The sequence below is a fragment of the Nonomuraea sp. NPDC049695 genome (assembly GCF_040674955.1).
Lineage (GTDB): Bacteria > Actinomycetota > Actinomycetes > Streptosporangiales > Streptosporangiaceae > Nonomuraea > Nonomuraea helvata.
Genome location: NZ_JBFANV010000001.1, coordinates 365,208 through 390,322 on the forward strand (window position 1 = coordinate 365,208; position 25,115 = coordinate 390,322).

Annotated in this window: 26 protein-coding genes; 11 read left to right on the forward strand and 15 right to left on the reverse strand. The window is 68.9% G+C overall.

The window, feature by feature from the left end:
- Position 1 precedes the first annotated feature (1 nt).
- The 3 genes from AB0J64_RS01650 to AB0J64_RS01660 are packed head-to-tail and all read right to left on the reverse strand — an operon-like array spanning position 2 to position 4,894.
- Complete coding sequence (locus AB0J64_RS01650) at positions 2-2,461, reverse strand: polynucleotide kinase-phosphatase (RefSeq protein WP_364018884.1); 2,460 nt, start codon at positions 2,459-2,461, stop codon at positions 2-4.
- On the reverse strand, positions 2,445-3,926 hold the full coding sequence (locus AB0J64_RS01655; protein WP_364019214.1) for a 3' terminal RNA ribose 2'-O-methyltransferase Hen1: 1,482 nt from the start codon (positions 3,924-3,926) through the stop codon (positions 2,445-2,447). Before AB0J64_RS01655 ends, AB0J64_RS01650 begins: the two co-directional genes overlap by 17 nt.
- 50 nt (positions 3,927-3,976) lie before the next feature.
- Complete coding sequence (locus AB0J64_RS01660) at positions 3,977-4,894, reverse strand: LLM class F420-dependent oxidoreductase (RefSeq protein ID WP_364018887.1); 918 nt, start codon at positions 4,892-4,894, stop codon at positions 3,977-3,979.
- Between the two features lie 145 nt (positions 4,895-5,039).
- Between AB0J64_RS01660 and AB0J64_RS01665 the strand changes: the two genes are divergently transcribed.
- Genes AB0J64_RS01665 through AB0J64_RS01680 form a run of 4 tightly spaced genes read left to right on the forward strand, consistent with a single transcriptional unit; the run spans position 5,040 to position 8,916 of the window.
- Positions 5,040-6,026: a hypothetical protein gene (locus AB0J64_RS01665; RefSeq protein ID WP_364018890.1), complete on the forward strand. Its 987-nt coding sequence runs from the start codon at positions 5,040-5,042 to the stop codon at positions 6,024-6,026.
- Between the two features lie 49 nt (positions 6,027-6,075).
- Positions 6,076-7,197 (forward strand): histidine kinase, encoded by a 1,122-nt coding sequence (locus AB0J64_RS01670; protein WP_364018893.1) that lies wholly within the window; start codon positions 6,076-6,078, stop codon positions 7,195-7,197.
- Positions 7,197-8,285: a histidine kinase gene (locus AB0J64_RS01675; RefSeq protein ID WP_364018896.1), complete on the forward strand. Its 1,089-nt coding sequence runs from the start codon at positions 7,197-7,199 to the stop codon at positions 8,283-8,285. The genes AB0J64_RS01670 and AB0J64_RS01675 overlap by 1 nt, the downstream gene beginning before the upstream one ends.
- Positions 8,286-8,316: 31 nt before the next feature.
- Complete coding sequence (locus AB0J64_RS01680; protein WP_345002430.1) at positions 8,317-8,916, forward strand: response regulator transcription factor; 600 nt, start codon at positions 8,317-8,319, stop codon at positions 8,914-8,916.
- Positions 8,917-9,054: 138 nt separating this feature from the next.
- Here the strand turns inward: AB0J64_RS01680 and AB0J64_RS01685 are convergent, their stop codons facing one another.
- Positions 9,055-9,594, reverse strand: a complete 540-nt coding sequence (locus AB0J64_RS01685; RefSeq protein ID WP_364018900.1) for a cupin domain-containing protein — start codon at positions 9,592-9,594, stop codon at positions 9,055-9,057.
- Between the two features lie 106 nt (positions 9,595-9,700).
- Here AB0J64_RS01685 and AB0J64_RS01690 point away from each other — a divergent pair, with 106 nt between their 5' ends.
- Positions 9,701-10,261 carry a TetR/AcrR family transcriptional regulator gene (locus AB0J64_RS01690; protein ID WP_364018903.1) on the forward strand — a complete coding sequence of 187 codons (561 nt, stop codon included), beginning with the start codon at positions 9,701-9,703 and terminating at the stop codon, positions 10,259-10,261.
- Between the two features lie 69 nt (positions 10,262-10,330).
- On the opposite strand, the gene AB0J64_RS01695 is transcribed toward AB0J64_RS01690, so the two are convergent.
- Positions 10,331-11,581, reverse strand: a complete 1,251-nt coding sequence (locus tag AB0J64_RS01695) for a class I SAM-dependent RNA methyltransferase (protein ID WP_364018905.1) — start codon at positions 11,579-11,581, stop codon at positions 10,331-10,333.
- Between the two features lie 9 nt (positions 11,582-11,590).
- Entirely contained in the window at positions 11,591-13,633 is a 2,043-nt protein-coding gene (locus AB0J64_RS01700) for an APC family permease (RefSeq protein ID WP_364018908.1), read from the reverse strand.
- A gap of 102 nt (positions 13,634-13,735) precedes the next feature.
- On the opposite strand from AB0J64_RS01700, the gene AB0J64_RS01705 reads away from it, so the two are divergent.
- Together AB0J64_RS01705 and AB0J64_RS01710 are read left to right on the forward strand one after the other, a co-directional pair.
- Complete coding sequence (locus tag AB0J64_RS01705; protein ID WP_364018911.1) at positions 13,736-14,401, forward strand: TrkA family potassium uptake protein; 666 nt, start codon at positions 13,736-13,738, stop codon at positions 14,399-14,401.
- Positions 14,401-15,060 (forward strand): TrkA family potassium uptake protein, encoded by a 660-nt coding sequence (locus AB0J64_RS01710; protein WP_364018914.1) that lies wholly within the window; start codon positions 14,401-14,403, stop codon positions 15,058-15,060. Before AB0J64_RS01705 ends, AB0J64_RS01710 begins: the two co-directional genes overlap by 1 nt.
- A gap of 304 nt (positions 15,061-15,364) precedes the next feature.
- On the opposite strand, the gene AB0J64_RS01715 is transcribed toward AB0J64_RS01710, so the two are convergent.
- The gene (locus AB0J64_RS01715; protein WP_364018917.1) at positions 15,365-15,640 is read right to left on the reverse strand and encodes a DUF397 domain-containing protein; all 276 of its coding nucleotides are present in this window, start codon (positions 15,638-15,640) and stop codon (positions 15,365-15,367) included.
- Complete coding sequence (locus AB0J64_RS01720) at positions 15,641-16,495, reverse strand: helix-turn-helix transcriptional regulator (RefSeq protein ID WP_364018920.1); 855 nt, start codon at positions 16,493-16,495, stop codon at positions 15,641-15,643.
- A 452-nt stretch (positions 16,496-16,947) separates the two neighbouring features.
- Between AB0J64_RS01720 and AB0J64_RS01725 the strand changes: the two genes are divergently transcribed.
- The 3 genes from AB0J64_RS01725 to AB0J64_RS01735 all read left to right on the forward strand — a co-directional run bounded on the left by AB0J64_RS01725 (position 16,948) and on the right by AB0J64_RS01735 (position 18,449).
- On the forward strand, positions 16,948-17,226 hold the full coding sequence (locus tag AB0J64_RS01725; RefSeq protein ID WP_364018923.1) for a hypothetical protein: 279 nt from the start codon (positions 16,948-16,950) through the stop codon (positions 17,224-17,226).
- A gap of 139 nt (positions 17,227-17,365) precedes the next feature.
- Complete coding sequence (locus tag AB0J64_RS01730) at positions 17,366-18,019, forward strand: DUF433 domain-containing protein (RefSeq protein ID WP_364018926.1); 654 nt, start codon at positions 17,366-17,368, stop codon at positions 18,017-18,019.
- A complete protein-coding gene (locus AB0J64_RS01735) occupies positions 18,000-18,449 on the forward strand; it encodes a hypothetical protein (RefSeq protein ID WP_364018929.1) in 450 nt (149 codons plus the stop codon). The genes AB0J64_RS01730 and AB0J64_RS01735 overlap by 20 nt, the downstream gene beginning before the upstream one ends.
- On the opposite strand, the gene AB0J64_RS01740 is transcribed toward AB0J64_RS01735, so the two are convergent.
- Together AB0J64_RS01740 and AB0J64_RS01745 are read right to left on the reverse strand one after the other, a co-directional pair.
- A complete protein-coding gene (locus AB0J64_RS01740; RefSeq protein WP_364018932.1) occupies positions 18,450-18,785 on the reverse strand; it encodes a hypothetical protein in 336 nt (111 codons plus the stop codon).
- Between the two features lie 343 nt (positions 18,786-19,128).
- Complete coding sequence (locus AB0J64_RS01745; RefSeq protein ID WP_364018935.1) at positions 19,129-19,350, reverse strand: hypothetical protein; 222 nt, start codon at positions 19,348-19,350, stop codon at positions 19,129-19,131.
- A 395-nt stretch (positions 19,351-19,745) separates the two neighbouring features.
- On the opposite strand from AB0J64_RS01745, the gene AB0J64_RS01750 reads away from it, so the two are divergent.
- Complete coding sequence (locus AB0J64_RS01750) at positions 19,746-20,375, forward strand: hypothetical protein (RefSeq protein ID WP_364018938.1); 630 nt, start codon at positions 19,746-19,748, stop codon at positions 20,373-20,375.
- A gap of 280 nt (positions 20,376-20,655) precedes the next feature.
- Here the strand turns inward: AB0J64_RS01750 and AB0J64_RS01755 are convergent, their stop codons facing one another.
- The 5 genes from AB0J64_RS01755 to AB0J64_RS01775 form a co-directional block, all read right to left on the reverse strand.
- Positions 20,656-21,924 carry an ATP-binding protein gene (locus AB0J64_RS01755; protein ID WP_364018941.1) on the reverse strand — a complete coding sequence of 423 codons (1,269 nt, stop codon included), beginning with the start codon at positions 21,922-21,924 and terminating at the stop codon, positions 20,656-20,658.
- Positions 21,925-22,081: 157 nt separating this feature from the next.
- A complete protein-coding gene (gene aroA / locus AB0J64_RS01760) occupies positions 22,082-23,311 on the reverse strand; it encodes a 3-phosphoshikimate 1-carboxyvinyltransferase (protein ID WP_364019217.1) in 1,230 nt (409 codons plus the stop codon).
- A 48-nt stretch (positions 23,312-23,359) separates the two neighbouring features.
- Entirely contained in the window at positions 23,360-24,028 is a 669-nt protein-coding gene (locus AB0J64_RS01765; protein ID WP_364018944.1) for a DUF3159 domain-containing protein, read from the reverse strand.
- Between the two features lie 3 nt (positions 24,029-24,031).
- On the reverse strand, positions 24,032-24,418 hold the full coding sequence (locus AB0J64_RS01770) for an OB-fold nucleic acid binding domain-containing protein (RefSeq protein ID WP_345002411.1): 387 nt from the start codon (positions 24,416-24,418) through the stop codon (positions 24,032-24,034).
- A 39-nt stretch (positions 24,419-24,457) separates the two neighbouring features.
- A complete protein-coding gene (locus AB0J64_RS01775) occupies positions 24,458-25,096 on the reverse strand; it encodes a DUF3710 domain-containing protein (RefSeq protein WP_364018948.1) in 639 nt (212 codons plus the stop codon).
- Positions 25,097-25,115: the final 19 nt, after the last annotated feature.

Sequence of the window (25,115 nt, forward strand, 5' to 3'; positions counted from 1 at the left end):
CTTAAAGCCGCGGGTCGACCGGCTCCGACTCCAGGGCCAGCACGGCGAAGACCGGCTCGTGCACCCGCCAGCCCGCCTCCCCCTCGGCCAGCCGCGACAGCGCCTCCAGCCCTAGCGTGTACTCGCGCAGCGCCATCGAGCGCTTCTTGCCCAGGAAGCGCCTGCGCAGCACGTCGAGCGACTCGGTGTAGTCGGGGCCGTAGATGATGCGCAGGTACTCGCGCCCGCGCACCTTCACCCCCGGCTGCACCCGGCCGCCCGCGTAAGAGAAGGGCTTGACCACCATGCCCTCGCCGCCCGCCGCCGTCAGCGACTCCCACCACGCGGTCGCCTCGGCCCGGGACTCCGGCGAGTCGAGCGAGACGAAGACGTGCCGGGTAGGGGCGATCAGCGGCGAGTCGAGCAGCGCCAGCGTGGACAGGTGCCAGTCGTGCGGGTCCAGCGCCGTGGCCCGTCCCTCGCAGGCCAGGATCTGGAACGGCGCCACCCGGATGCCCTCCAGGCCGTCGACCGGCCAGCAGTACCGTGCGTAGGCGTCGCGGAAAAGGGCAGCGTTGTGGGAGCGGCGGCGGGTGCGGTCCAGCAGTCCGCCCACATCCAGCCCGCGCCCGGCCGCCGCTTCCAGGGCCGAGACCGCCTCGGGCAGCGCGGCGCGGGCGGCCGCCCCGACGGAGGCGTACTGCGACCTGATCAGCTCCCCGGCCTTCGCCGACCAGGGCAGCAGCTCGCAGTCGAGCACCACCCAGTCCGAGCCGAGCGCGCCCCAGAGCGGCTCGCACGCCTCGCGCAGCCGCGTGACCAGCGGCGCCATGTCGTGGAAGAACGGCCGTCCGGTGCGCGTGTAGACGGCGCCCGCGCTGCCGTCCGTCACGCCGAACCTGGCCGCCGCCACTTCCGGCGTCCTGGCCAGCACGGCGACGGCCCGGGAGCCCATGTGCTTCTCCTCGCACACGACCGAGCGCACCCCGGCGGCGGCGAACTCCTCGAACGCCTCGTGCGGGTGCTCCAGGTAGCCGTCCAGCTTGGACGTCTCCGGCGGCGCCATGGTGGGCGGCAGGTAGACCAGCCAGCGCGGGTCCACCGCGAACCGGCTCATGACCTCCAGAGCGGCGGCCGCGTTCTCCTCCAGGATCTTGACCCGGGGGCCGAACCCGGTCTCGACGTAACGGGTGCCGGTTACGTCGTTGATGTCCAGCATGCCGGGATCGCGGGCGGGGCCGCCGAGGGGCTTGAGCGGCTCGTACCAGACCTTCTCCGCGGGGACCTGGACGATCTGGCGCTCGGGGTAGCGCAGCGCGGTCAGGTGGCCGCCGAAGACGCAGCCGGTGTCGAGGCAGATCGTGTTGTTGACCCATTCGGGGTGGAGCGTGGGGGTGTGGCCGTAGACGACCATGGCCCTGCCGCGGTACTCCTCGGCCCACGGGTAGCGGACCGGCAGGCCGTACTCGTCGGTCTCGCCGGTCGTGTCGCCGTACAGGGCGAAGGAGCGTACCCGGCCGGAGGCGCGGCCGTGGTAGGCCTCCTTGAGTCCCGCGTGCGCGACGACCAGGCTGCCGCCGTCGAGCCGGTAGTGGCTGAGCAGGCCGTCCATGAACGTCCTGGCCCGCTCCACGAACTCGGGCGGCTGCTCGGCGAGCTGGTCGAGCGACTCCTGCAGGCCGTGCGCGACCTTGACCTTACGGCCGTTGAGCGCGCGCACCAGCTTCTGCTCGTGGTTGCCGGCCACGCAGATCGCGGTGCCCGCCTCCACCATGTCCATCACCAGGCGCAGCACGCCCGGAGTGTCGGGCCCGCGGTCCACCAGGTCCCCGACGAACACGGCGGTGCGGCCCTCCGGGTGCGTGAGCCCCTCCCAGCCGAGCTTGCGCAGGAGCGTCTCCAGCTCGGAGCGGCAGCCGTGGATGTCGCCGATGATGTCGAAGGGGCCGGTCAGCTCGGTCCTGTCGGACCACGCCTTCTCGTACGTGATCGCCGCGTTGTCGATCTCGTCCAGGCCGCGCAGCACGTGCACCCGCCTGAAGCCGTCGTTCGAGATCCTGCTCAGCGAGCGCCGCAGGTCCTTGCGCTGGCGGATCACCACGCCGGGGCCGAAGTCGCGGTCGGGGCGGGCGGCGTTGCGCTCGATGGCGACCTCCTCCGGCACGTCGAACACGATCGCGTCGCACAGCACGTCGTGCCGCTTGGCCAGCTCGATCAGGCTCTTGCGGGCGGCGTACTGGACGTTGGTGGCGTCGACCACGGTGAACAGGCCCCTGGCCAGCCGCACGCCGACGATGTGGTGCAGCAGGTCGAAGGCGGCGGGGGTGGCCGCCTGGTCGTTCTCGTCGTCGGCGACCAGGCCGCGGCAGAAGTCGGAGGAGATGACCTGGGTGGGCTTGAAGTGCTTCCCGGCGAACGTCGACTTGCCGCTGCCGGAGACGCCGACCAGCACCACCAGGGACAGCTCAGGAACGCTGATCACGGGTGAACACTCCCATCTGGGTGGGCGGGCCGACCTCGGGGTCGTCCTCGCCGACCGGCTCGAACGCGACGTGGTAGCCGTACTCGCCGGCCACGCGGGCGGCCCAGGCGGCGAACTCGGCGCGGGTCCACTCGAAGCGGTGGTCGGGGTGGCGCAGGCCGGTCAGGAACTCGTAGCGGACGTTGTGCTCGATGTTGGGGGTGGTGACGAGCACGTGGTGGGGCCGGGCGTGGCCGAACACGACGTTCTCCAGCGCGGCCAGGCGGGGCGGGTCGACGTGCTCGATCACCTCCATGAGCACCGCGGCGTCGTAGCCGGACAGGCGCTTGTCGGTGTACGTGAGCGCGCCCTGGAACAGGGTGAGCCTGGCGCGCTTGCTGTCGGGCATGCGCTCGAGGCGCAGCTTGCGGGCGGCGATGGTGAGGGCCATCGACGACACGTCCATGCCGCCCACCCGGGCGAACCTGGGCCTGGCCAGCAACGCGCCCACCAGCTCCCCCTGGCCGCAGCCGAGATCGATCACGCTGACCGCGCCCAGCTCCTCCAGCTTGGCGAGCACGGCCTCGCGGCGTGTGACGTTCAGCGGCGTCTTCTTGGGTGCCTTTTCTTCGGAGGAGACCTCTTCCGAAGGCGCGTCGGCCTGGGCCTCGGCCTCCGCGGCGGCCGCCTCGTCGGCGGCGCTCTCCCCGGCGGGCGCGTCCTCCTCGACCGCGGGCTCCAGCTCCTCCTCGGTCTCGTCGCCCAGCTCGGCCAGCCGCGCCAGCGCGGTGCGGGCCAGCGCCCAGCGCCGCCCGAGGTAGCGCCGGCTGATCAGGCCGCGCTCGGGGTGACCGTGCAGCCATCCCTCACCGGCCCTGATCAGCTTGTCGACCTCGTCGGGCGCGATCCAGTAGTGCTTGCCGTCGTCGAGGACGGGCAGCAGCACGTACAGGTGGTTGAGCGCGTCGGCGAGGCGCGCCGTGCCGCGCAGGGTGAGCCGGACGTAGCGCGACTGGCCCCACTCGGGGAAGCCCTCGTCGAGCGGGAGCGCCTGCGCGTCCACCTCCCACCCGAGCGGCTCGAACAGCCGCGCCGCCAGCTCCGGCCCGCCCCTGCAGGGCAGCGCGGGCAGCCGCAGCTCAAGCGGCAGCGGCGCGCCGGGCAGCTCCGGCCTGGCCTTGCACCGGCCGGCCCGCGCGGTGCGGAACACGTCGGCCAGCGCCACGGCCAGCAGCGAGGAGGCCGCGTACGGGCGGTCGTTGACGTACTGCGACAGGCTGAAGTCGGGCGAGCTCTTGCCGCGCGACCTGACCAGCGCGATCGGGTCCACCTCGAGCAGGAGCGCCGCCGTGCAGCGCTCGTCGCCCGCCTCGGGGTAGAACACCGTGGCCGTGCCGAACGACTGGCTGAACTCCTGCACCCGCTCGGGATGCTTGTGCAGGAGGAAACCCAGGTCCGTGGCGGGCCTCGCGGTGGTCGTGATCATCAGCAACACGCCCCAAGTCTGCCGTACCCCCGCGAAGCGCCGCCATTCGATTACCGGACGTGCGGGAGCACCTCGGCGGCGATCAGCTCCAGGTGCTCCAGATCCTGCAGATCCAGGATCTGCAGGTAGACGTGCTCGGCACCCAGCTCCGCGAACTTCCCGATCTTCTCCAGCACCTCGGCCGGTGTGCCGGCCAGGCCGTTCTCCCGCAGCGTGTCGGGGTTCTCGCCGACGGCGGCGGCGCGCCGCTCGATCTCGGCCCGGTCGCGGCCCACGATGGTGGTCTGCGCCACCGAGTAGACCAGGCTGCGCCCGGCCGCCTCGCTGGCCTCGCGCACTCGGCCGAAGCCCTCGGCCGTGTCGGACAGCGTGCGGAACGGCAGGTTGTACTCGTCCGCGTACGTCGCCGCCAGCCGCGGCGTGCGCTTGGCGCCGAAACCGCCGATGATGATCGGCGGCCTGGGGCTCTGCACCGGCTTGGGCAGCGCGGGCGAGTCGGCGACCCGGTAGTAGCTGCCCTCGAAGGAGTAGCCCTTCTCCGCGGTCCACAGGCCCGTGATGATCTCGAGCTGCTCCTCGAACCGCCCGAACCGCTCGTTCTGCGGCGGGAACGGGATGCCGTACGCCGCGTGCTCACCGTCGAACCAGCCGGTGCCGAAGCCCAGCTCGACCCGGCCGCCGCTCATCTGGTCGACCTGCGCGACGCTGATCGCCAGCGGCCCGGGCATCCGGAACGTGGCCGGCGTCACCAGAGTGCCGAGGCGGATCCTCGAGGTCTCCCTGGCCAGGCCGGCAAGGGTGATCCACGCGTCGGTGGAGCCGACCCCCGGGTCGCCGGGGCCGATGCGCATGTAGTGGTCGGAACGGAAGAAAGCGTCGAAACCCAGCCGTTCGGTGGCCTGGGCGACGGTGAGCAGGTCGTCATATGTCGCGCCCTGCTGGGGCTCAGTGAAGATCCGCAGCTTCATGACGCCATTATGCGTACACAACGGACGCGTGCCGGAAAAGCCCCGCCCGGAGCCCCGCGGGCTTGCTAGCGTTCGCGGCAGCGCCGGTACGTAGCCGACTGACCACACGGGGTTGCCTATGCCACGGCACAAGAGGGAGCCAGGCATGCTCCCGCGCCCGCTCTCGATCCTCGGCGCGCTCGCGCTCACCGGGGTCACCGCCATGGCATGGCGCATGCTCCCGGCGGACGCCAGTCCCGCACCGAAGCCGCCGCCGGTGGTGAGGCACTCCCCTGCCGTCTCGCCACCGGCGGCCGACGAGCCGCCCGCCGGCTTCGTCGAATTCGTCGACACCGCCCGCGAACCCGGCTTCGACCTGCCCAAGGAGTCCCGGCGCACCGGCGTGCGCCACTACGCGCTCGGCCACCTCGTGGCGGGTGACGACGGCTGCGTGCCCAAGTGGCACGGCCCGTCCGACTCCGACCCGCTCGACCCCGGCAAGAACCCCGTGGCCAACCGGATCGGCCGGCTCAGGGCCCTGGGTGGCGACGCCGCGCCCGTGTTCGGCGGCCCGGACGGGCGGGAGCTGGCCGACACCTGCACCAGGCCCGGCGGGCTGGCCTCCGCCTACCGCAGGGTGGTCGGTGCGTTCGACGCGGCCACCGTCGACTTCGAGGTCCGCGACAGCGACGACCGGGCCGCCGTGCTGCGCCGGGCGCGGGCCATCTACGCCATGCAGCGCGAACGGCCGCTCCGGGTCAGCTTCACCCTGCCGTTGGGACAGGACGGGCTGGACGCGGACGACGTGGCGATGCTGCGCGCCACCCGCCAGGCGGGCGCCGAGATCGGCACCGTCAACCTGCTGGCCGAGATCGAGCCGCGCGGCTCCGCCGACGGCCGCCTGCAGCGGATGGCGGAGTCCGTGCTGGCCGCGAGGGACCAGATCGCGCGTGCCCTGGGCCTGGCCGACCCGGAGGAGGCGTGGGGGCGCATCGCGCTGACCCCCGTGCTGACGGGGTCGGGCGACCTGAACGAGGTCGACGCCCGCACGCTGACCGCGTACGCCGCCCGCCACGGGCTGGCCTGGCTGTCGCTGCGCGGAGTCGCTCCGAAACCCGACGTGTCACGGATTCTTTGGCGCACCCCTCCCTGAAGATAGGATTTCCGGGACGGATGAGGTTCCGGCAGCAGGGGGAGACGTGATGGCGGCGCGTCCGGAGACGGCGCGGAAGCTCCTGCTCTACTGGATGGACGCCGCGATCGGCCTGTTAGGGCTGATGATGCTGGCCCTCACCCTGGTGCACACCACAGCCGGCCGGATCTCCCCCCTCACCGCGACCATCACGATCGTCTGCCTGCTCGGGTTCTTCGGGCTCTTCCCCTTCCTGCTCAGGGACGCCTATGACGCCAGGCCGGACCGTCCCACGCCCAAGCTGCTGATCGCGACGCTGTTCGCGGTGGGGGCGGTCGTGTTGGTGCCGCACCAGCCGCTGGAGGAAACACCCACCTGGCTGGAGGTGGGGGTGCTGTGGCTGTCGGCCGCAGCGCTGTACGTCCCGCTGGCCGTGACCGTCTGCCTGGGCGTCGGCGTGGTCGGCCTGGTCAGCGGTTACACCGTGGCGATCAGCGACCGTACCTGGCCGGATGTGCTGATCCCCGAGACGATCAGCGCCATCGTGCTCACCGCCGCCATGCTGCTCTGGCGCTGGCTCTGGTGGACGATCAGGGACGCTCACGACAGCAAGGAGGCCAAGGCCCGGCTGGCGGTGTCGGAAGAGCGGCTGCGCTTCGCCCGCGACCTGCACGACCTGCTCGGGCACAGCCTGGCGGTCATCACGCTGAAGAGCGAGCTGGCCGCCAAGCTGGCGACCAAGGACGCCGAGCGGGCGGCCGACGAGATGGCCCAGGTGCGCCGGCTGACCGGCGACTCGCTGGCCGAGGTGCAGCAGGCGGTGCACGGATACCGGACGCTCGACCTGGACGAGGAGCTGACCGGCGCGCGGGCCGCGCTCGAGGCGGCGGGCGCTCGCTGCCTCATCGACGCCAGGGCGGACAACCTGTCGCCGTCCGCCAGGACGCTGCTGGCATGGGCGGTCCGCGAAGGGACCACCAACGTGCTGAAGCACAGCACCGCCACCCGCTGCGCGATCACCATCGACGGCGGCGTGCTCGAGATGCTCAACGACGGGGTGCCCGAGCAGCCACCCGTCCCCGGCAGCGGCCTGCGCGGCCTGTCGGAGCGGCTGGCCACGGCGGGCGGCTCCTTCTCCGCGGAGCCCACCCCTGGCGGGGAGTTCCTGCTGCGCGCGGAGGTGCCGGCGTGATGCGGCGCGCGACGAAGCTCGACAAGCTCCGCTGGCTGATCGTCTACTCCACCGACGGCATCATGCTGACCGCCCTCATCGGCTACTACGACCTGTACGTCCGCCGGCAGCTGGGGGTGCCCCTGCCGGTCGTCGTGACCGCCGCCGTCCTGCTGCTGGCCTTCAACGTGCTGGCGACCCGGCCGCACAGGATCGCCATCAGGGGCGGCTCGCGTCCGACGGCGATCCTGGTGGTGACCGGGATCATCGGTCTGGTCCTCGCCGCCATCGGGCTCATGTGGGCCATCCCGGCGTGGCTGGCGGCGCTGGCGCCGTTCGTCCGCAGGCGCACCATCGTCGTCGTGTCGGTGCTGAGCGTCGCGGCCTTCAACCTCTACATGGGGCTGCAGGGCGCGGACGTGCTCGGGCTGCTCCTGGTGCAGACGCTGCTGACCGTCATCAGCGTGGGCGGCATGCTGGCCAACCTGTGGCTGTGGCGGGTGGCCAAGGAGGCCCACGAAGGGCAGGAGGCGCGCTCCAGGCTGGCGGTGTCGGAGGAGCGGCTGCGCTTCGCCCACGACCTCAACTCGCTGCTCGGGCAGAGCCTCCGCGACATCGCGACCCGCACGGAGAACGCCTCACACGTGCTGCCCGCCGACGCCCGCGCGGCCGCCGACGAGATGTTCGCGGTACGCGACCTGGCCAGGCAGTCGCTGCGCGAGGTGCGCTCGGTCGTGCAGAGCTACCGGGCCGTCGATCTGGACGAGCTGCTGGCCAGCGTGCGCGCGGTGCTGGAGGCGGCGGACGTACGGTGTACCGTGCAGGCGGAGACCGGCTCCCTGTCGCCGGAGGCCCGCACGCTGCTGGCCACGGTCGTGCGCGAGGGCGCGACGAACGTGCTCAAGCACAGCAAGGCCGAACGCTGCACGATCACGATCGAGGACGGAGTGCTGGAGATGTCCAACGACGGGCTGAGCGGACCGGTGGGCGAGCACGCGCCCAACGGCCTGGCGGGCCTGGCCCAGCGCGTGCGCGCGGCGGGCGGCACCCTGGAGGCCGCGCCGACGCCCGAGGGCCGCTACCTGCTGCGGGCGGCGGTGCCGGCATGATGACCAGGGTGCCGCCGGCGGAGGTGCCGGCATGACGACCAGGGTGCTGCTGGCGGACGACGAGCACCTGATCAGAGGCGCCATCGCGGCCCTGCTCGACCTCGAGGAGGGCATCGAGGTCGTCGCCCAGGTGGGCAGGGGCGACGAGGTGGCGGCCGCCGTGACCGAGCACCGGCCCGACGTGGCCGTGCTCGACATCGAGATGCCCGGCATGGACGGCCTCAGCGCGGCCGAGCGGATCAGCTCCCAGTGCAAGATCATCATCCTGACGAGCCTGGGCCGCCCCGGCTACCTGCGCAGGGCCATGGCGGCGGGCGTGAGCGGCTTCCTCGGCAAGGACGCCTCGGCGGAGGAGCTGGCCATGGCGATCCGCAAGGTCCAGGCCGGGGGCCGCTACCTCGACGCCGAGCTGGCCGCGGCGGCGATGGCCGCCGGGGACAGCCCGCTCACCGAGCGCGAGCGCGACGCGCTCCGGCTGGCCGGCGACGGGGCCACGATCTCGCGGATCGCGGCCGAGCTGCATCTGACCGAGGGCACCGTACGCAACTACCTGTCGAGCGCGATGACCAAGCTCAACGCGCAGAACCGCCTGGAGGCCATCCGGACCGCCCAGCGCATGGGCTGGCTCTGAGTGGCTGTGAACAAGCCCTTTGCCATGGAGATTGGGCGCTTCGCCAGGATTTCGCCCACTTCATCCTCTTGGCGTGTCGTCACCACCACCCCGGAGGGCTTGTTCACAGGTACCAGGGGTTTGGATCGTCCATCTGGACTATGTGAGCCGGGTGCGGTCTGCGCCGATGGCGACGCCGACGATCGTGCAGAACTCGGTGCCATGGTTGTGCCAGGCGTGTCGGGTGCCGTTCTGGATGACCACGTCGCCTGCCCGCAACACCGTCTGCTCGCCGTCGTCGAGCTCCAGCGTGACCTCGCCTGAGACGACCAGGACGTAGTCGATGCTGTCGGTGGTGTGCATCCCCGGAGCGTCGGGCTCCATTGCGGCCATCGCGCCCGGCATCTGCCGCTCCAGCTCATCCAAGGCCGCGGCCATATCGAGATCCGGAGGTAAGACCAGCTCGCCCGGCGGGATCGTGTTGATCATGAAGCGCGATCCATCTCGGGGCGGGTACCACGCCTCGGCGCGCCGCGGCGAGCCATCGTCTGGGAACGTGGGTCGCTCGTCCCGGCCCCACAGCCGGTAGGCCGCATAGCCGGGCATCAGCTCGGAAGTGATGGGCTCGATGTCACGGTCGTCGACCACGCGGGCCTTACCCTCGGTGTCGTGCCCGGTGACCACTCGGCGAATCTTCATTGCACTCCACCTTTAATACTGTGGCGTATGGATACGGTGGCGTATTCATACGCCACCGTATCCTGAGCCTGCGAACCCGGCAATACCTCGGCGTATCCTGTTGCGCGTGGTGAAGGAGTCGACCCGGCTGTCCGCCCAGGACTGGGCGCAGGCCGCACTTAAGGCGATCGCGGACGGCGGGCTGGCCGCGGTCGCGGTCGAACCGCTGGCGCGGACGCTCGGCGTGACCAAGGGCAGTTTCTACGCGCACTACCGGAACCGGGACGAGCTGATCGCGGCGGCACTCGCGGACTGGGTGCGAAATCACGGCGAGGGAGGACTCGCCGAATTCGCCGCGATCGCCGACCCAGCACGGCGGTTGCGCGAGCTGCTCACCGCTGTCGTGCAGGCCGTCCAGCCGTTGGCGCCATCGGTGCACCTGAGCCTGCTCGGGGACCGCAACGACCCCCGGGTCAGGGATGCGGTTCGCCGGGTGAATCGGGCCCGGCTGGAACTCCTGGTTCGTACCTACCGCGAGCTCGGCCTGCCGCCCGACCGCGCGGCGTCTCGGGCGCGGGTCGCCTACGCGGCCATCCTCGGGCTGTTGCACCTGGCGCAGACCGATCCGGACGCCCCGCACTCCGCCGTACTCGCCGACGAGGCGATCGCGGTCTTCCTGCCGTCATGACGGTGCACGCCGGCTGAGGTTGGCCCGTGGGTCATCGGAACGAGAGAAGGTTGTTCACAGGCACTGAGGTCAGGCTCGGGACAGCAGCGCCACGCACTCCACGTGGTGGGTCATGGGGAAGGCATCGAAGGCCCGCAAATCAGTGAGCTGGTAACCGCGCTCCGCCAGCCAGGCGAGATCGCGCGCCAGTGTGGCCGGGTCGCACGACACGTACACGATGCGCAGCGCATCCAGCGAGGCGACCCGCTCCACCACCTCGCGCCCCAGCCCGGCCCTGGGCGGGTCCACCACCACGAGGTCGGCGCGCTCGATCTGGAAGCGGTCCAGCGCCTCCTCGACCCGCCCCCGCTCCACCCGGGCCTGCGGCAGGTCGCTGAGGTTGGCCCGGGCGTCGCGTACGGCCGCCGCGTCCGACTCCAGGCCGAACACCGCGCCGGACGACCCCACGGCCTCGGCCAGCCCGGCCGCGAAGAGCCCCACCCCGCAGTAGAGGTCGAGCGCCCACTCCCCCGGCTCCGGCGCCGCGTACGCCAGCACCGCGTCCACCAGCGTCTCGGCGGCGCCCGGATGCACCTGCCAGAAGCCGCTCCCCGCCACCCGGAACTCCCGGTCGCCCACCTGCTCGCGCAGCACCCCGGAGCCGCGCCGCGGCACCGTACGGCCCTTGCCCTCGTCGAGCAGGATCGAGGCGGGCGCGTCGAGATCGGGCACCGTCACACTCCGCCGGGGTTTGGGCGCGATCACCACGGCCCGGTCGCCGGCGGAGGACGCGATGACCTCGACGCCGGCCGCCCCCGGCCAGGTGCGCTGCTCGGCCCCGACCGCCTCCACCTCGGGATGCGCGATCAGGCAGGCGTCCACGACCTCGATCTCGTGTGACCGGTGCCGGCGGAAGCCCAGCTCGCCGCTGGGCCGGGCGGCGAACTGCACCCGGGTACGCCAGCCGAGCCCGTCCTTGGCGCCCGGCACCTCCTCCACCACGACCTCGCGCGAGATGCCCGCGAGCCGCTGCAACTGCTCGGCCACGACCTGCGCCTTGAGCCGCCGCTGCGCCTCCACCGTGGCGTGCTGCCAGTCGCAGCCACCGCACCGACCCGGGCCCGCGTACGGGCACGGCGGCACCACCCGGTCGGGCGAGGCCTCCAGGATCTCCACGGCGTCGGCGCGCAGGAACCGGGCGGTCTCCTCGGTGACGCGGGCGATGACGCGCTCGCCGGGCAAGGCATGCCGGACGAACACCACGCGCCCTTCGTGGCGCGCCACACACCAGCCGCCGTGCGCGACCGGACCTACCGTCAGCTCGAGAGATTCCTGTTCCACATGGACACCCTATGCCCGGAGCCGCTCCTCATCTTTGACGGCCTGGTGCCAGGGCCGGCGCACGGACCCGGGGGCGAACGGCTCGGGCCTGCCCTTGAGCCGGTCGGAGGAGTGCAGCTGCCAGGGCACGCTCGTCACCATGACCCCCGGCTTGAACAGCAGCCGCGCCTTCAGCCTGAGCGCGCTCTGGTTGTGCAGCAGGTGCTCCCACCAGCGGCCGACCACGTACTCGGGGATGAACACGGTCACCACGTCGCGCGGCGAGCCCCGCCGCAGGGTCTTGACGTAGTCGAGGATGGGCTGGGTGATCTCGCGGTACGGGGAGTCGAGCATCTTGAGCGGCACCGGGATGCCCCGCCGCTCCCACTCCTCCTGCAGCTTGCGCGCCTCCTCGCCCTCGACGCCCACCGTGACGGCCTCCAGCGTGGACGGCCTGGTGGCACGGGCGTACGCGAGCGCGCGCAGGGTCGGCTTGTGGATCTTCGAGACGAGCACGATCGCGTGGTTGCGCGCGGGCAGCATGGTCGGCTCGTAGTCCTCGGTGACCTCGAGCTCGGCGGCCACGTTGTCGTAGTGGCGCCTGATGCCCTTCATCATGAGGAAGAGTATCGGCATCGCCAGGCACACGATCCACGCCCCGACCAGGAACTTCGTCAGCAGCACGACCACCAGCACGAGCCCCGTCATGATGCCGCCGAAGAAGTTGATCACTCGGGAGCGGTGCATCTGGTGGCGCACCTTGGGGTCGGTCTCGGTCTTCAGGTGGCGGGTCCAGTGGATGACCATGCCGGTCTGGCTGAGCGTGAACGAGACGAAGACGCCGACGATGTAGAGGTTCAGCAGGCGGCTGACGTCGGCCTGGAACCCCCACAGCAGCAGGCACGCGCCCGCCGCCAGGATGATGATGCCGTTGGAGAAGGCCAGCCGGTCGCCGCGGGTGTGCAGCTGGCGCGGCAGGTAACGGTCCTGCGCCAGGATCGAGCCGAGCACCGGGAAGCCGTTGAACGCGGTGTTGGCCGCCAGGAAGAGGATCAGCGCCGTCACCGCCGAGATCACCACGAACGGCAGCGACCCGCCGCCGAACACCGCGTCGGCCACCTGGGAGATGATCGGCTGCTGGTAGTAGCCGGGGCCGACCGGGACGCCGTCGGGCCCGCGCAGGTCGGTCGCGACCACGGACGGCTCGGCCACCTTCACGCCGGAGGCCAGGCCGAGCGCGATGATGCCGCCGAACATGGTGATCGCGACCAGGCCCATCATCAGCAGCGTGGTGGCGGCGTTCTTGCTCTTAGGCTTCCTGAACGCGGGTACGCCGTTGCTGATGGCCTCGACCCCCGTCAGGGCGGCGCAGCCGGAGGAGAACGCGCGCAGGATCAGGAACGCGGCGGCGAAGGTGGCCAGGTTGGTCTGCTCGGGCTCGATGGTGAACTGGGCGCTCGGCGCGTGGAGCTCCTCCCCCAGCACCAGCAGCCGGAACCCGCCCCAGGCGATCAGGCCCAGCACGGCGATCATGAACGCGTACGTCGGGATGGCGAAGGCGACGCCGGACTCACGAATGCCACGCAGGTTGACCACGGTGAGCAGGATGACGATGACGATGGCGATGGCGGGCTTGTGCTCGCCCACGAACGGGATCGTGGCGCCGACGTAGTCGACGCCGTTGGCGACGGACACCGCGACGGTCAGCACGTAGTCGACCATGAGCGCGCTGGCGACGGTGAGCCCGGCGTTCTTGCCGAGGTTGGTGGTCGCCACCTCGTAGTCGCCGCCGCCGCTGGGATAGGCGTGCACGTTCTGCCGGTACGACGCCACGACGGTGAGCATCACGACCACGACGGCGATCGCGACCCACGGGCTGTATGTATAGAAGGAGACGCCGGCCAGTGACAGGATGACCAGGATCTCCTGAGGCGCATACGCCACAGAAGAGAGCGCGTCACTCGCGAAAACCGGTAGTGCTATCCGTTTAGGGAGGAGCTGCTCGTGGAGCTGCCCGCTTCGTAGGGCACGTCCCACGAGCAAGCGTTTGACAAGATCCGTTACCTTCGCCACGTAACCTGATGCTAGCCCCATGCCGAGGTCCTAAACGAGGCGCTCCCCCCTCGGGCCATACTGGTGTCCAGCAACCGGCCGACCGCGAACATGCGGGGGGAAATGCATATAGTGATCATGGGATGTGGCCGGGTCGGCTCGACTCTCGCCCACATCCTCGAAGACAGCGGCCATTCCGTCGCCATCATCGACCGCGACCCGCAGGCGTTCAGGCGGCTGCGCGCCGGATTCCGGGGGCGGCGGGTGACCGGCATCGGCTTCGATCGCGACGTGCTCACCGAGGCCGGCATCGAGTCCGCCGCCGCGTACGTCGCGGTCTCCAGCGGCGACAACTCCAACATCATCTCCGCCCGCGTGGCCCGCGAGACGTTCGGCGTGGACAACGTGGTCGCTCGCATCTACGACCCTCGCCGGGCCGAGGTCTACCAGCGGCTGGGCATCCCCACGGTGGCGACCGTCCGCTGGACGGCCGACCAGATCATGCGGCGCATCCTCCCCGAGGGCGCCGAGCCTCTCTGGCGCGACCCCACGGGCACCGTCATCCTGGCCGAGGTCACCGCGCACTCCGACTGGATCGGCACCCGCGTCGTCGACCTCGAATCACGCGTACGGACGCGCGTCGCCTTCATCAACCGCATGGGCGAGGCCCTGACCATCACGGACGACACCGTGGTGCAGGAGGGCGACGTGCTGCACGTGATCGCCGCGGAGAACGACATGGACCGCGTCAACAAGGTGCTCGCCGCGGCACCGGAAGAGGAGGAGTGATGCGCGTCGCCATCGCCGGAGCAGGCGCCGTCGGCCGCTCCATCGCCGCCGAGCTCCTGGAGAACGGCCACGAGGTCCTGCTCATCGACATCGACCCCCGAGCCATCAAGATCGACAGCGTGCCGCGCGCCGAGTGGCTGCTCGCCGACGCCTGCGAGATCGCCTCCCTCGACGAGGCCGGCCTCAACAACTGCCACGTCGTGGTCGCCTCCTCCGGCGACGACAAGGTCAACCTGGTCGTCTCCCTGCTGGCCAAGACCGAGTACGGCGTGCCGCGCGTGGTGGCCCGCATCAACCACCCCAACAACGAGTGGCTCTTCAACGAGTCGTGGGGCGTGGACGTGGCCGTCTCCACCCCGCGCCTGCTGAGCGCGCTGGTGGAGGAGGCGGTCAGCGTCGGAGACCTCGTCCGCCTGATGACCTTCCGCCAGGGCCAGGCCAACCTGGTGGAGCTCACGCTGGCGGAGGACGCGCCGGTCGTGGGCCAGCGAGCGGGCTCCGTACCCTGGCCGGTGGACTCCGCCCTGGTGGCGATCCTCAGAGAGGGCCGGGTCCTGGTGCCGACGGCGGACGACCCGCTGGAGGCGGGGGACGAACTGCTGTTCGTGGCCAACCAGGAGGTGGAGCAGGAGCTCGCCCACCTCCTCTCCCAGCACTAGCCGGTACGGGCCCGAGGGCGGACAGCAAGGTCCTCGCATTAGGGGGCGCTACGCGCCATGCGAGCACTCGGGCCCTACCTCCCAGGGGCTCCGCCCCTTCGACCCCGAAAAGCATGGGCCTCCGCCACTCGCCGGCCCCCACCCGTTGCCTGGTTACCGGGTGGGCCTGCTGGAGCCCACCCCAAACCCGCTCGCTGCGCTCGCTGGAAACCTGCCCTCTCGTCCTGATTACCCGGCAGGACTCATGGAAGCGGGCACCGGGCGCTCGTCAGAGGGTTGGTGCTTCAATTCACCGACAGAGCGGCTAAATCAGATCGTCGAACTCCCCGTCCTTGATCCCTCCAAAGAACGCTTCAAGCTCAGGGCGGGTAAAAACCAGAACGGGTCCTGTCGGGTTCTCGCTGTCGCGAAAGAGCACAAAGGGTCCTCGGCCGGCCTTGTGAGGAGCATCGGCCGGCGCGGCGTCCGCGACCGCGACCTCCACACAACCGTTGCCGCCGTCACTGCGCCGGCTCTTACGCCAGTTGAGGATTGAGGGGTCGATTGGACTCGTGTGCATGGCTTGCTGGTCCTCTTCCATCTATAGGCGTCCAACCACTTCTGAGATCAACTCCGCTGAGTCGTCTGGGCTGAGCGCCATCGCACGCACTTGGTCAAAGGCGAGGCTGTAGGAGTGAACCTCCCTGTCATCCTCGATCCACAGACTACTCGTCATGGTCTCGATGTAGACCACATCAGGGTCGTACACCTCGGGGAACGACAGGATCGAGAACGGGGTGTTAGCCCCGGGATGGGCGCCGACCGAGCAGGCGAGGACCTGGATCGTGACGTTAGGCAACTCTGACATCCGGATCAAGGACTCATGCTGAGCCCTCATCACCTCCGAGCCGCCTACCAGGCGATTGAGCGCAGCTTCGTCCAGGACCATCCAGATACTAAGCGGGTTGTCCGCATAGAGGATCTTCTGTCGGGTCATGCGGATCTCTACCCGGCGGTCAATCTCAGAAGCGGGCGTAAACGGCATGAGAGCCGCCCGGATGACGGCACGCGCGTAGTCTTCTGTTTGCAGTAGGCCGTGGATGAGGGTCTGCGAGAAGCACCTGATGCCTGCGGCCTCGGATTCGAGGCCGATGTAGTTCGCGTAGTCGGTTGAGATCGACTCGTACGTTTCCCACCAACCCCGCCGCATGGCTGTCCGCGCAAGCTCGTGGAGGGCCTCACGTTTTGCACCTGACACCCCGTAGAGATCGCAGAGTGCCGTGAGGTCACCGGTTCGCACCCCGACTTGTGCTGTCTCGATGCGGCTGACCTTGCTGACGGACCACCCGAGCCGTTCTCCTGCTTGCTCTCCGGTGAGTCGGGAGCGCTCGCGCAGAAGGCGGAGTTCCCCCGCGAGTCTGCGTCGGCGAAGAGTGGGGCCTCGCCCACCGGCCATCGTCGAAAACCCCCTTCAGTATTGGGCTCTCTAGTGTTCCGCACGTACTCCGCATCTGTACGAGGAGTCGATGGAGAGAATGAGGTTGCAAATTTGCAGTTTCGCTTGCAGCCTGCAGCGAATCGCGTCAAGCTTCGACTACAAAGAGTGATGCCTTGAGCACGGACAGACCTGGGTCACATGTAGGCCCGAGGTCGTGATCAGAGGGTGCATGCGCCCGAGCCAACGCGCAACCGGACGAAACTAAGGAGGCGGTGTTATGGACGAAGAGTTCCTGGCCGAGTTGGTGTTCCCGGGTCAGCGGCGTTCGGTGTCCGCAGCTCGTCACTGCGTAAGGAACGTACTGAAAGCAGCTGGCCATCGGTGCCTCGACGGCGCGCTGCTCGGTCAGCGAACTCGTCGGAAACGCCGTCCTGCACACCGTCTCTGGAACGGCGGGCGGGTTGGTCACGGTGGCAGTCCGGCAGATCGGTGACACCATTGCCCGCATTGACGTGATTGACCAGGGTGCGCTGATCGCTCCTCGGGTGCGTGACCCCAGTGATACGGAGTGCTCGGGGCGAGGTCTACAGATAGTCGGAGAGATCGCGATCCGATGGGGCGTGCACGACGACGCACTTGGCGGCAGGGCGGTGTGGGCCGAAGTGCTCACCAGGGAAGACGCCTCAGTCGCCGTCATGAATCCATCGCTGTTCGAGGTGGAGGCTGATGCCGCTGCTTTCCCGGTTTGAGCTGGGCGGATCCCGACTTCAGGAGCCATGAGCAATCAGAGCGTGACCGACTGTGGGCCAATGCCTGTACAGCGAGGAGATCTTTGCGATGATGACTCCGAAGCGGATTTCTCGGTCGAGGAGAGGAGGGGCGGAGCCGATGTCCTACAGTCCAAAGCTTGCGGCGGCGCTCTCGGGCGCCACGCTTCGCCAACTCGCGCACTGGCGTAAGGCCAGCGCCAGCCGTGGGGCTGTGCTCATCCCTGAGATCTCCGAGATCCGTCCCATTCTCTACTCCTTCCGCGACCTGGTGGCGCTGCGGACCTGCGTGAAGCTGCGCAATGACACCTCGCTGCAGAAGATCCGGCGAGCCCTGGACACGCTTCGTGACGATCTACAGGAGCGTGAGCACCTGTCGGCTTACCGCCTGGTGGCCGATGGCTCCACGGTCTATCTCGTCGAGCCGGGACAGGCAACCGACCTTGTGCGTCGCAAGGCTCATGCGGTCATCCATGAGATGGTCGATGTCCTACGCCCGTTCTACCGAGATGGCCGGCACATTCCCGATCTCCTTCGGCCGCGTGATCACGTCACCGTCGATCCTGCTATCAGGGGCGGAATACCTGTGATCGAAGGCACCCGTGTGCCCTATGACGAGGTCGCAGCCTTGTTGCGTGACGGGGTACCAGCCGAGCAGATCTCCACGTACTACCCGAACGTGACGGCCCCTGCGGCGTTGGACGCGAAGGACTTCGCTGATTACGTCGACAGCTATGACCCCCCGAGGGAGCCGAGTGAGGCTTCTGCTGGATGAGAATGTCCCCAAGCCGCTCCATCAGGTTCTCACCACATTCATCCTGAACCACGGAATCGTGCACCTGCTCGATCTCGATGGCTGGTCTGGAACCCGCGATGAGACGCTCTACCCTCGGGCTGCGGCTGATGGGTTCGATGCGATCCTGACCAACGACGGACGGCAGATGCAGCGTCCACGAGAGGTCGCGGCCATCGCCACCTCCGGAATACATCGGATCGAATATTCGCACAAGCACCCAGGATTGGTCGGGATAGGCATCGCTATCGCGACCGTCGCGGCCGGCCTGCCTGGCGCGCTGGCCTTGCTGGAAGAGTCCGATGGCCAGCGGCTGATCACCTTGCGTGGTATCGATCCGACTGCGGCCAGTCGCCTAAATCTCATCGATCCGGCCAAGACGCCGCCGAAGTTCTGGCCCTCGCTGCTGTGATCATCTGCTGGCGACGCCTCGTCCGCTGACGCTCACTGCGGCACGGGCGCGGTAGGACCAGGCAGCGAGAAACAGACCGATGCCCCAGACCAAGAACTGCGGAATTCCGTAGACGACGATCCACGGACTGAAAATGCCGTCGTCGCTGAAGTCGGCGGCCAACTGCCATGCGGCCCATGCCGTGTACCCCAGCAAGAAGACCGACACCGCGAACGCCGTGGTGGCAAGCGTCCGGTGCGGCACCCTCTGCCCGGAGACCAGCGGCACCCAGCGCGGGAAGACCAGGCCCCATGGTCGCACCAGGCTCAGCGCCAGGACTCCCGCCAGCATCGCCATGGCGCAGAGGACGAAGAGATAGGGACTGCCGCCTTGCGCGTACCAGTCCCGAAACCTCGCCTCGTCAGCCCAGAGGGGGAGTCCCAGAGCCCATACCGCGTGCAGCGGTATGAACCCGATCGTCGCCGAAAGCGCAGAGGCGTAGGCTGCTCGGATGGCCCAACGCGGGGCAGGTACTTCAGCTCGCTCACTCACCATGTCCCCAGCGTCTCCGAGCCACCTCGGCCAGGGATCCCCCGCACTGGTGAACCCTCTCCCTCCCATGGATGATCAACGGGACGTTCGCCTATCAGCGTCGTCGCCCGCTCACGGCAGCCCTCTGTTGGGACCTCTCAAGGGACGCTCAGCCCATCAATGGAGAGTCATGCGGGTCGTTCGTGTCCGCGCAGTCCGTGGCGCCCCTCTGCGGCACGAGAAAAGCCCCCTCCGGCATGAGGAACACGTCGAAGCCCCGCATCACCTCCGCGCCCCCTCCGCACAGAGCGGGATCCGGCCCGAGCCAGTCGTCGTCGGCGATCGCGGGCCCGGCTGCCCCGAAGAAGAAGGCGGTCGCGGTCACGGCCATGATGGCGCTTCTGTACATGACGGGCCCCCGATACGGCGTGAATTGATCGTTCGCCGGCCTTCGTACCCACGCAAGTGGATCACCTGTGTAAGAGATTGCCCCAGAGGTCTTTACCGCCTCCCTTCCAGCGGCCGTCGCAACACCCCAGCCTGGGGAGTGCGATGGAAGAGTTCGAGATCCGCAAGATCCGCTCGCAACCAGGCGTGCGAGGGCGCTGCGGATGGAGTGTAGGCACCGGTGTCAAAGCTCTCTGGGCGAGTGACGCCGGGGCGACGTATGGATGGCCTTTCTCAACAGCGGAGGCTCTCCCTACCCGTGATCTTCATGCTTGCCGTAGGGACACAGCGGCGCTCAGATGATCCACTGGTTGCCCTCCGAAGAGAAAGGCAACAGGGATGGAGCAATGTGATCGGCGCGCTGCGATCGGAACGGCGGCCGCGCTGCTTGCGAGTGGCGTGACCGTGATGGCGGCCAGCGAACCCGCCCGAGCGGAGTCCTCAGGCGAGCAGGCCCGGGAGTCGTTCCGGGTAGTAGACCGCCGAGGCCGCCAGCGTTTTCTGGCGAGCTCGAGCAAACCCCCGATGATCGTTGGCGGCAAGACGTACCCCGCCGACCAACGCCAAGGGCCCGAGGGCACCTATCTGATCTTCAATGATGGGGACGGCAACGAGAAAGGAGGCATCACGGCCTCCTCTGTCGGGGCCAGCCTCTCACTCGACTACACCAACGCGCAGGCGATCACATTGGCCACCCGCTGGCAGGGCGTCCACGGCGCGGCGATGCTGGAGATGAAGCACATGCCTGATCCAGCGCTCCCGGTCGAGCAAGTGCCCGCCATGCCGTCGCGTGTCCAGTTGGGCTACAGCACTCCAGAAGGAGCCTTTCTGGTGCTCAACGACTCGCGAGGACGCCCGAGGATTGTCCTGGAGATCGATGGCGACGACAAACCGATGATCAAGGTGCTGGACTCCGAGGGCAAGGTTGTCGGTCAGCTTCCCGAAGCGCCAGTCAGACAGGGTTCGTAGCCGCCATCCGAGATTGCCGGCCCCAGACACGATGTGTCGGAGCTGTAAGAGCGCGCATGACGCTCGGCTGGGATATCCAGCCGAGCGCCTCGTTATGCTGCTCGCACAGTAACGGATCACTGTGTTGCGACGACCCCGCACGTCGGCCAGGGCCTGATGGAAGCCGGGAACGTCTTCTTCACGCCTCCAGGGCCGTCCAGCCGGATGCCCGGCGTACCCAGTCGGGTGACGCTGAACGCCATGGCGATCCGGTGGTCTCCGCGCACCCCTGGCGCAGGATTCAGGAACCAAGGGTACTGCCGAGTTGCCACAAGGACGCCATGGGCAACGCTTTGAACTTGTCGCCGAAAGGCAGCGTCTGTTCTCCGGTATAGAGGACGAACCCCGCGCGGAATCTCGCTCCCAGGCGGTCCGCCAAGTGGCGCAAGCCGCGGAAGTCATCTCCGCGGACGGTCTCTGCGGCTTTGATTTCGATGCCGACCACTTCACCGGACGCGTGCTCAAGGACCATGTCCACTTCGACCTGGTCCCGATCCCGGTAATGGAACAGTTGGACAGGTTCGTTGGCCCAGGTGAGTTGGCGGGCCACTTCGCCGATCGCGAAATTTTCGAGCAGCGGCCCGATGGGGGCCGTGACGTCCCTGGCGCGATCAGGTGACATGCCGATGAGCCTCCCGCCGAGCCCACTGTCTGTGATGATCAGTTTGGGCGTGGAGATGGCGCGGCGCGTCAGATTCGAGGACCATGCCGGTACGCGCTTGATGAGGAAGACCAGCTCCAGAAGGTCCAGATAACGAGAGAGCGTCATCCTGGGTAGTCCTACGTCGCCTGCCATCGATTGCACCACGGCCAGTCCTCCCATGCGAGCCGCGATGACGCTCAGCAGCCTCCGCATCTCCGCTGGACGCTCGATATCCGAGATCTGGCGTACATCTCGTGTGATCAGGTCGGTGATGTAGGAGTCGAAGAATCTGTTGCGCCTGCGTCCCGGGTCCCGCCGGATCGCCTCGGGGTAGCCGCCACGCAGTGCCCTGTCCACGTAGTCATGCTTGCGGAGCGCGCAGGGCGGCATGCTGACATCCTCGCCCTGCGTGAAGATGTGGTCGACGAATCCGTCTGGAGCAGACTCGATCTCTCCTTGAGACAGTGGCCACAACTCGATGGTTTCCGTCCGACCGGGTAGCGCATCAGGAAGATCACGTAGTCCAAGCAGGCGGGCGGAGCCGGTGAGGAGATAGCGGCCGGGATGCGGATCCTGGTCAACCACATGTTTGATCGGTAGCAGCAGTTGTGGCGCACGTTGGATCTCGTCGATCATCAGAAGCCCGTCATGCTGGACGAACGCAACGGGATCCTCCTCCGCTGCAGCCAGGATCGCGGGATCGTCGAGGTAGAGCTTACGGGCGTTGCTTGCCTGGGCAACGATCAAGCCGGCCATTGTGCTCTTTCCTACTTGCCGGGCACCGTTCACGACCACGACTCGCGTGTCCGCCAGGGCTTCAAGTGTCATCGCTTCGGCGCGTCTTGGAAACAGGGCCGGATTGGTCATGCCTCGCACGTTACCGCAGATGAACGCATAGACGTGGGCGTTCTGCCGAAGGATACGTGGGCGTTCTGCCGCTGCATCTGTGGGCGTTCTGCCGATACGTCTGTGGGCGTTCTGCCGAACGGTTCGTGGACGTTCTGCCGCACCGATGGCCGGGTCGCTATGAGAGCGCCCAGCCCGCCCGCAGCTCGGCCAGGGCCTGGTGGAAGCCGGGGAACGTCTTCTTCACACATCCGGGCTCGTCCAGCGTGACGCCCGGCGTACGCAGTCCGGTAATGCTGAACGCCATGGCGATCCGATGATCCCCGTGGCAGGCGATCTCGGCCGCGCGAGGCGAGGCCGGGTGGATCTCGATCCAGTCCCGTCCGGTGCGTACGGGTACTCCCAGGCGGCTCAGGTTCTCGGCGCAGGCGGCCAGGCGGTCGCACTCCTTGATCCGTGTGTTGTAGACGTCCTCGATGCGCACCGGCCCGTCCGCGAACGGGGCGATGGCGGCGAGCGTGGGGACGGTGTCGGAGATGTCGCGCATGTTCACGGTCAGGCCGCGCAGCCGGCCGTTGCCGGTCACGGTCACCGCGTCGGGCCGCAGCTCCACCGTCGCGCCCATCCGCCCGAGCACCTCGGCGAAGCGCACGTCGCCCTGGAGCGAGGCCGAGCCCAGCCCTGGGATGGTGACGCTGTGGCCGGTGAGCGCGGCGGCGGCCAAGGGGTAGCTCGCTGTGGAGGCGTCCGGCTCGATGGTGTAGTCGGTGGCCGCGTACGGCTGGGGCGGCACGTGGAAGGTGTCGCCCGCGCGCTCGACCTCGACACCGAAGCGGCGCATCATCGCCAGGGTGATCTCCACGTACGGCGCCGAGACGAGGTCCGTCACGGTGATGTGCAGCCCTTCGGCCGTGAGCGGTCCGACGAGCAGCAGCGCGGTGAGGAACTGCGAGGAGAGTCCCGCGTCCAGCGTGATCCGCCCGCCCTTGATCCCCCGGGCGCGTACGGTCAGCGGATGGTGCCCCTCCTGCCCCTCGTGGACCAGGTCGACCCCGAGCTCTCGCAGCGCCTGTGTGAGCGGGCCGAGCGGGCGGCGGCGCATCTGGGCGGAGGCGTCGAACCGGAAGACCCCCTGCCCGGCGGCCGCGAGCGCGGGCAGGAAGCGTGCGGTCGTGGCGCCGTCGCGGCAGAACACCTCGGCCTCGGCGGCGCGCGGCCCCTCGGGACGGCCCTCGATCGTCCACGTCCGGGGGTCGCGCTCCACCCGGTAGCCCAGGGTCGCCAGTCCCTCGGCGAACCCTTCCGTGTCGTCCGAGACCAGCGGCTGCCGCAGCAGCGTGGTGCCGCGCGCGGCGGCGGCGAGGAACAGGGCGCGGGCGGTGATGGACTTCGATCCTGGAACCTGCATGATGTTCACCCGCAGCAGCCTACGGCCATGATCGAAGCATGGCCGGCGTCAGGCCGGGGCCACCGGCTTGATCGGGGTGCGTCCGCGGCCCAGGACCCAGAGCATGGCGGCGAGGGCGGCCACCTGCAGGGGCCAGCCCATGACGATCTTCGCGAAACCGAGGGCGGCGACCGCTTGGTCGCCGCCTCCGAACAGGTACACCGGTGCCTGCACGGCCACCCGGACCGCGCATGGCAACATGAGCATCCAGGTCAGCTTGGTGCAGAGCCGCACGATGCCCGGGTCCTTGTGCCAGGCGGTCGGGTCGCCCGTGACCGAGCCGATCAGGAAGCCCACCACCGGCCAGCGGGCGACGATCGACAGCAGCATCGCCACCATGTAACCGGCGTTCCACAGGATGCCGGGCAGGAAGTAGTCTTTCGCGTCACCGGTGCGGCTGGCGAAGAACGCGCCGATCGCGATGCCGATCAGGCTGTTGATCACGAACTGCGGCGTGGACCGCTGCACGATCCTGACCAGCAGCAGCACCACCGACAGCGAGACGCTGACGATGAGCGACACCTTCAGGTCCTCGGTGAGGACCCAGCAGAGCGTGAACGCGATCGTCGGGATCGCCGCCTCGATGATGCCGCGCACACCGCCGAACGCCTTGGCGAGCTGGGCTCGCACCGCCGCTTCAACGGTGTCGTGGGCGACCTCTTCCGCCTCAGCACTCACGTGTCAACTCCCTGGGCGCAGCTCGTAACGCGGATTGAACATCACCTTGCGCCCGTCCTGGACGCTGACCAGGCCCTCGGCCTTGACCGTGCGACCGGGCTCGATGCCTGCGATCTTGCGGCGGCCGAGCCAGACGAGGTCGATCACGTCGGACCCGTCGTACAGCTCGGCCTCGAGAGCGGGAGCGCCGCCCCTCGGACGTAGTGTGACTGTACGTAGCGTACCTGCTACGCAGAAGCGCCGGCGCCCGCCGCACGAGACGATGGGGGTAGCGCCCACCTCATCGGCGTCTTCCCGAAGTTCCTGGGCCTCGATCTCGGACTGGGGTGAGGCCAGCCGACTGAAGAACCCGCGCAATCCCCCGCGTTTCGGAGGCTCTGCCGTACTCATGATGAATCAGCCTATGTGATGTCGGCGCGATGTCAGCCCTCAGCGAATCTCGCTTATTTCCGGCCCTCGCTTGAACGGGTTGAGCCCGGGCCGCTCGTCCGATTTCTCGCTCGTCTGCTCGTTGGGGCGGCGCAGCGGAATCGGCTCCTCACGGGCCATCGGCTCGTCGCCGCGTACCACCACGACGTCCTTCAAGAAGTCTATGTACGCCGCCGCGACCGACTCATCCAGCGCCGCCGGGCCGGAGATCACCGCGAGCAGGAACCAGCGGGGCCCGTCGACGCCGATGTAGCGAACGGGGCGGGCGGCGCCCTCGACCCTCATCTCGCCGGCCAGCTCCCTGCCGAACGGGCCTTCCTGCTCCTCCAGCTGCTTGGCCTGCGAGACGATCTTGGTCTTGACCTCGTCCCACAGGCCCGAGCTCCGTGGCGCGGCCAGGGCCTGGATCTGCAGCGAGCTCTCCTCGTAGAGGACGACGACGCCGACGTGCTGGTCTCCGACGGAGGCCAGACGTACGTCGAAGTCGGGGTTGTGCGGCAGCCGCAGGCCACCGAGGTCGATCCTGTCGCTCTCCGGGTGGGGCTCGTCGGCGTCCCACGGGCCGGACTCTCGGACAGGGGCGGCAGACTCCTGCTCGGCCGCCTGTTCCGGCTGCTCACGACGGCGACGTCGGAACACGTTCCTCACTCTCCTTGCT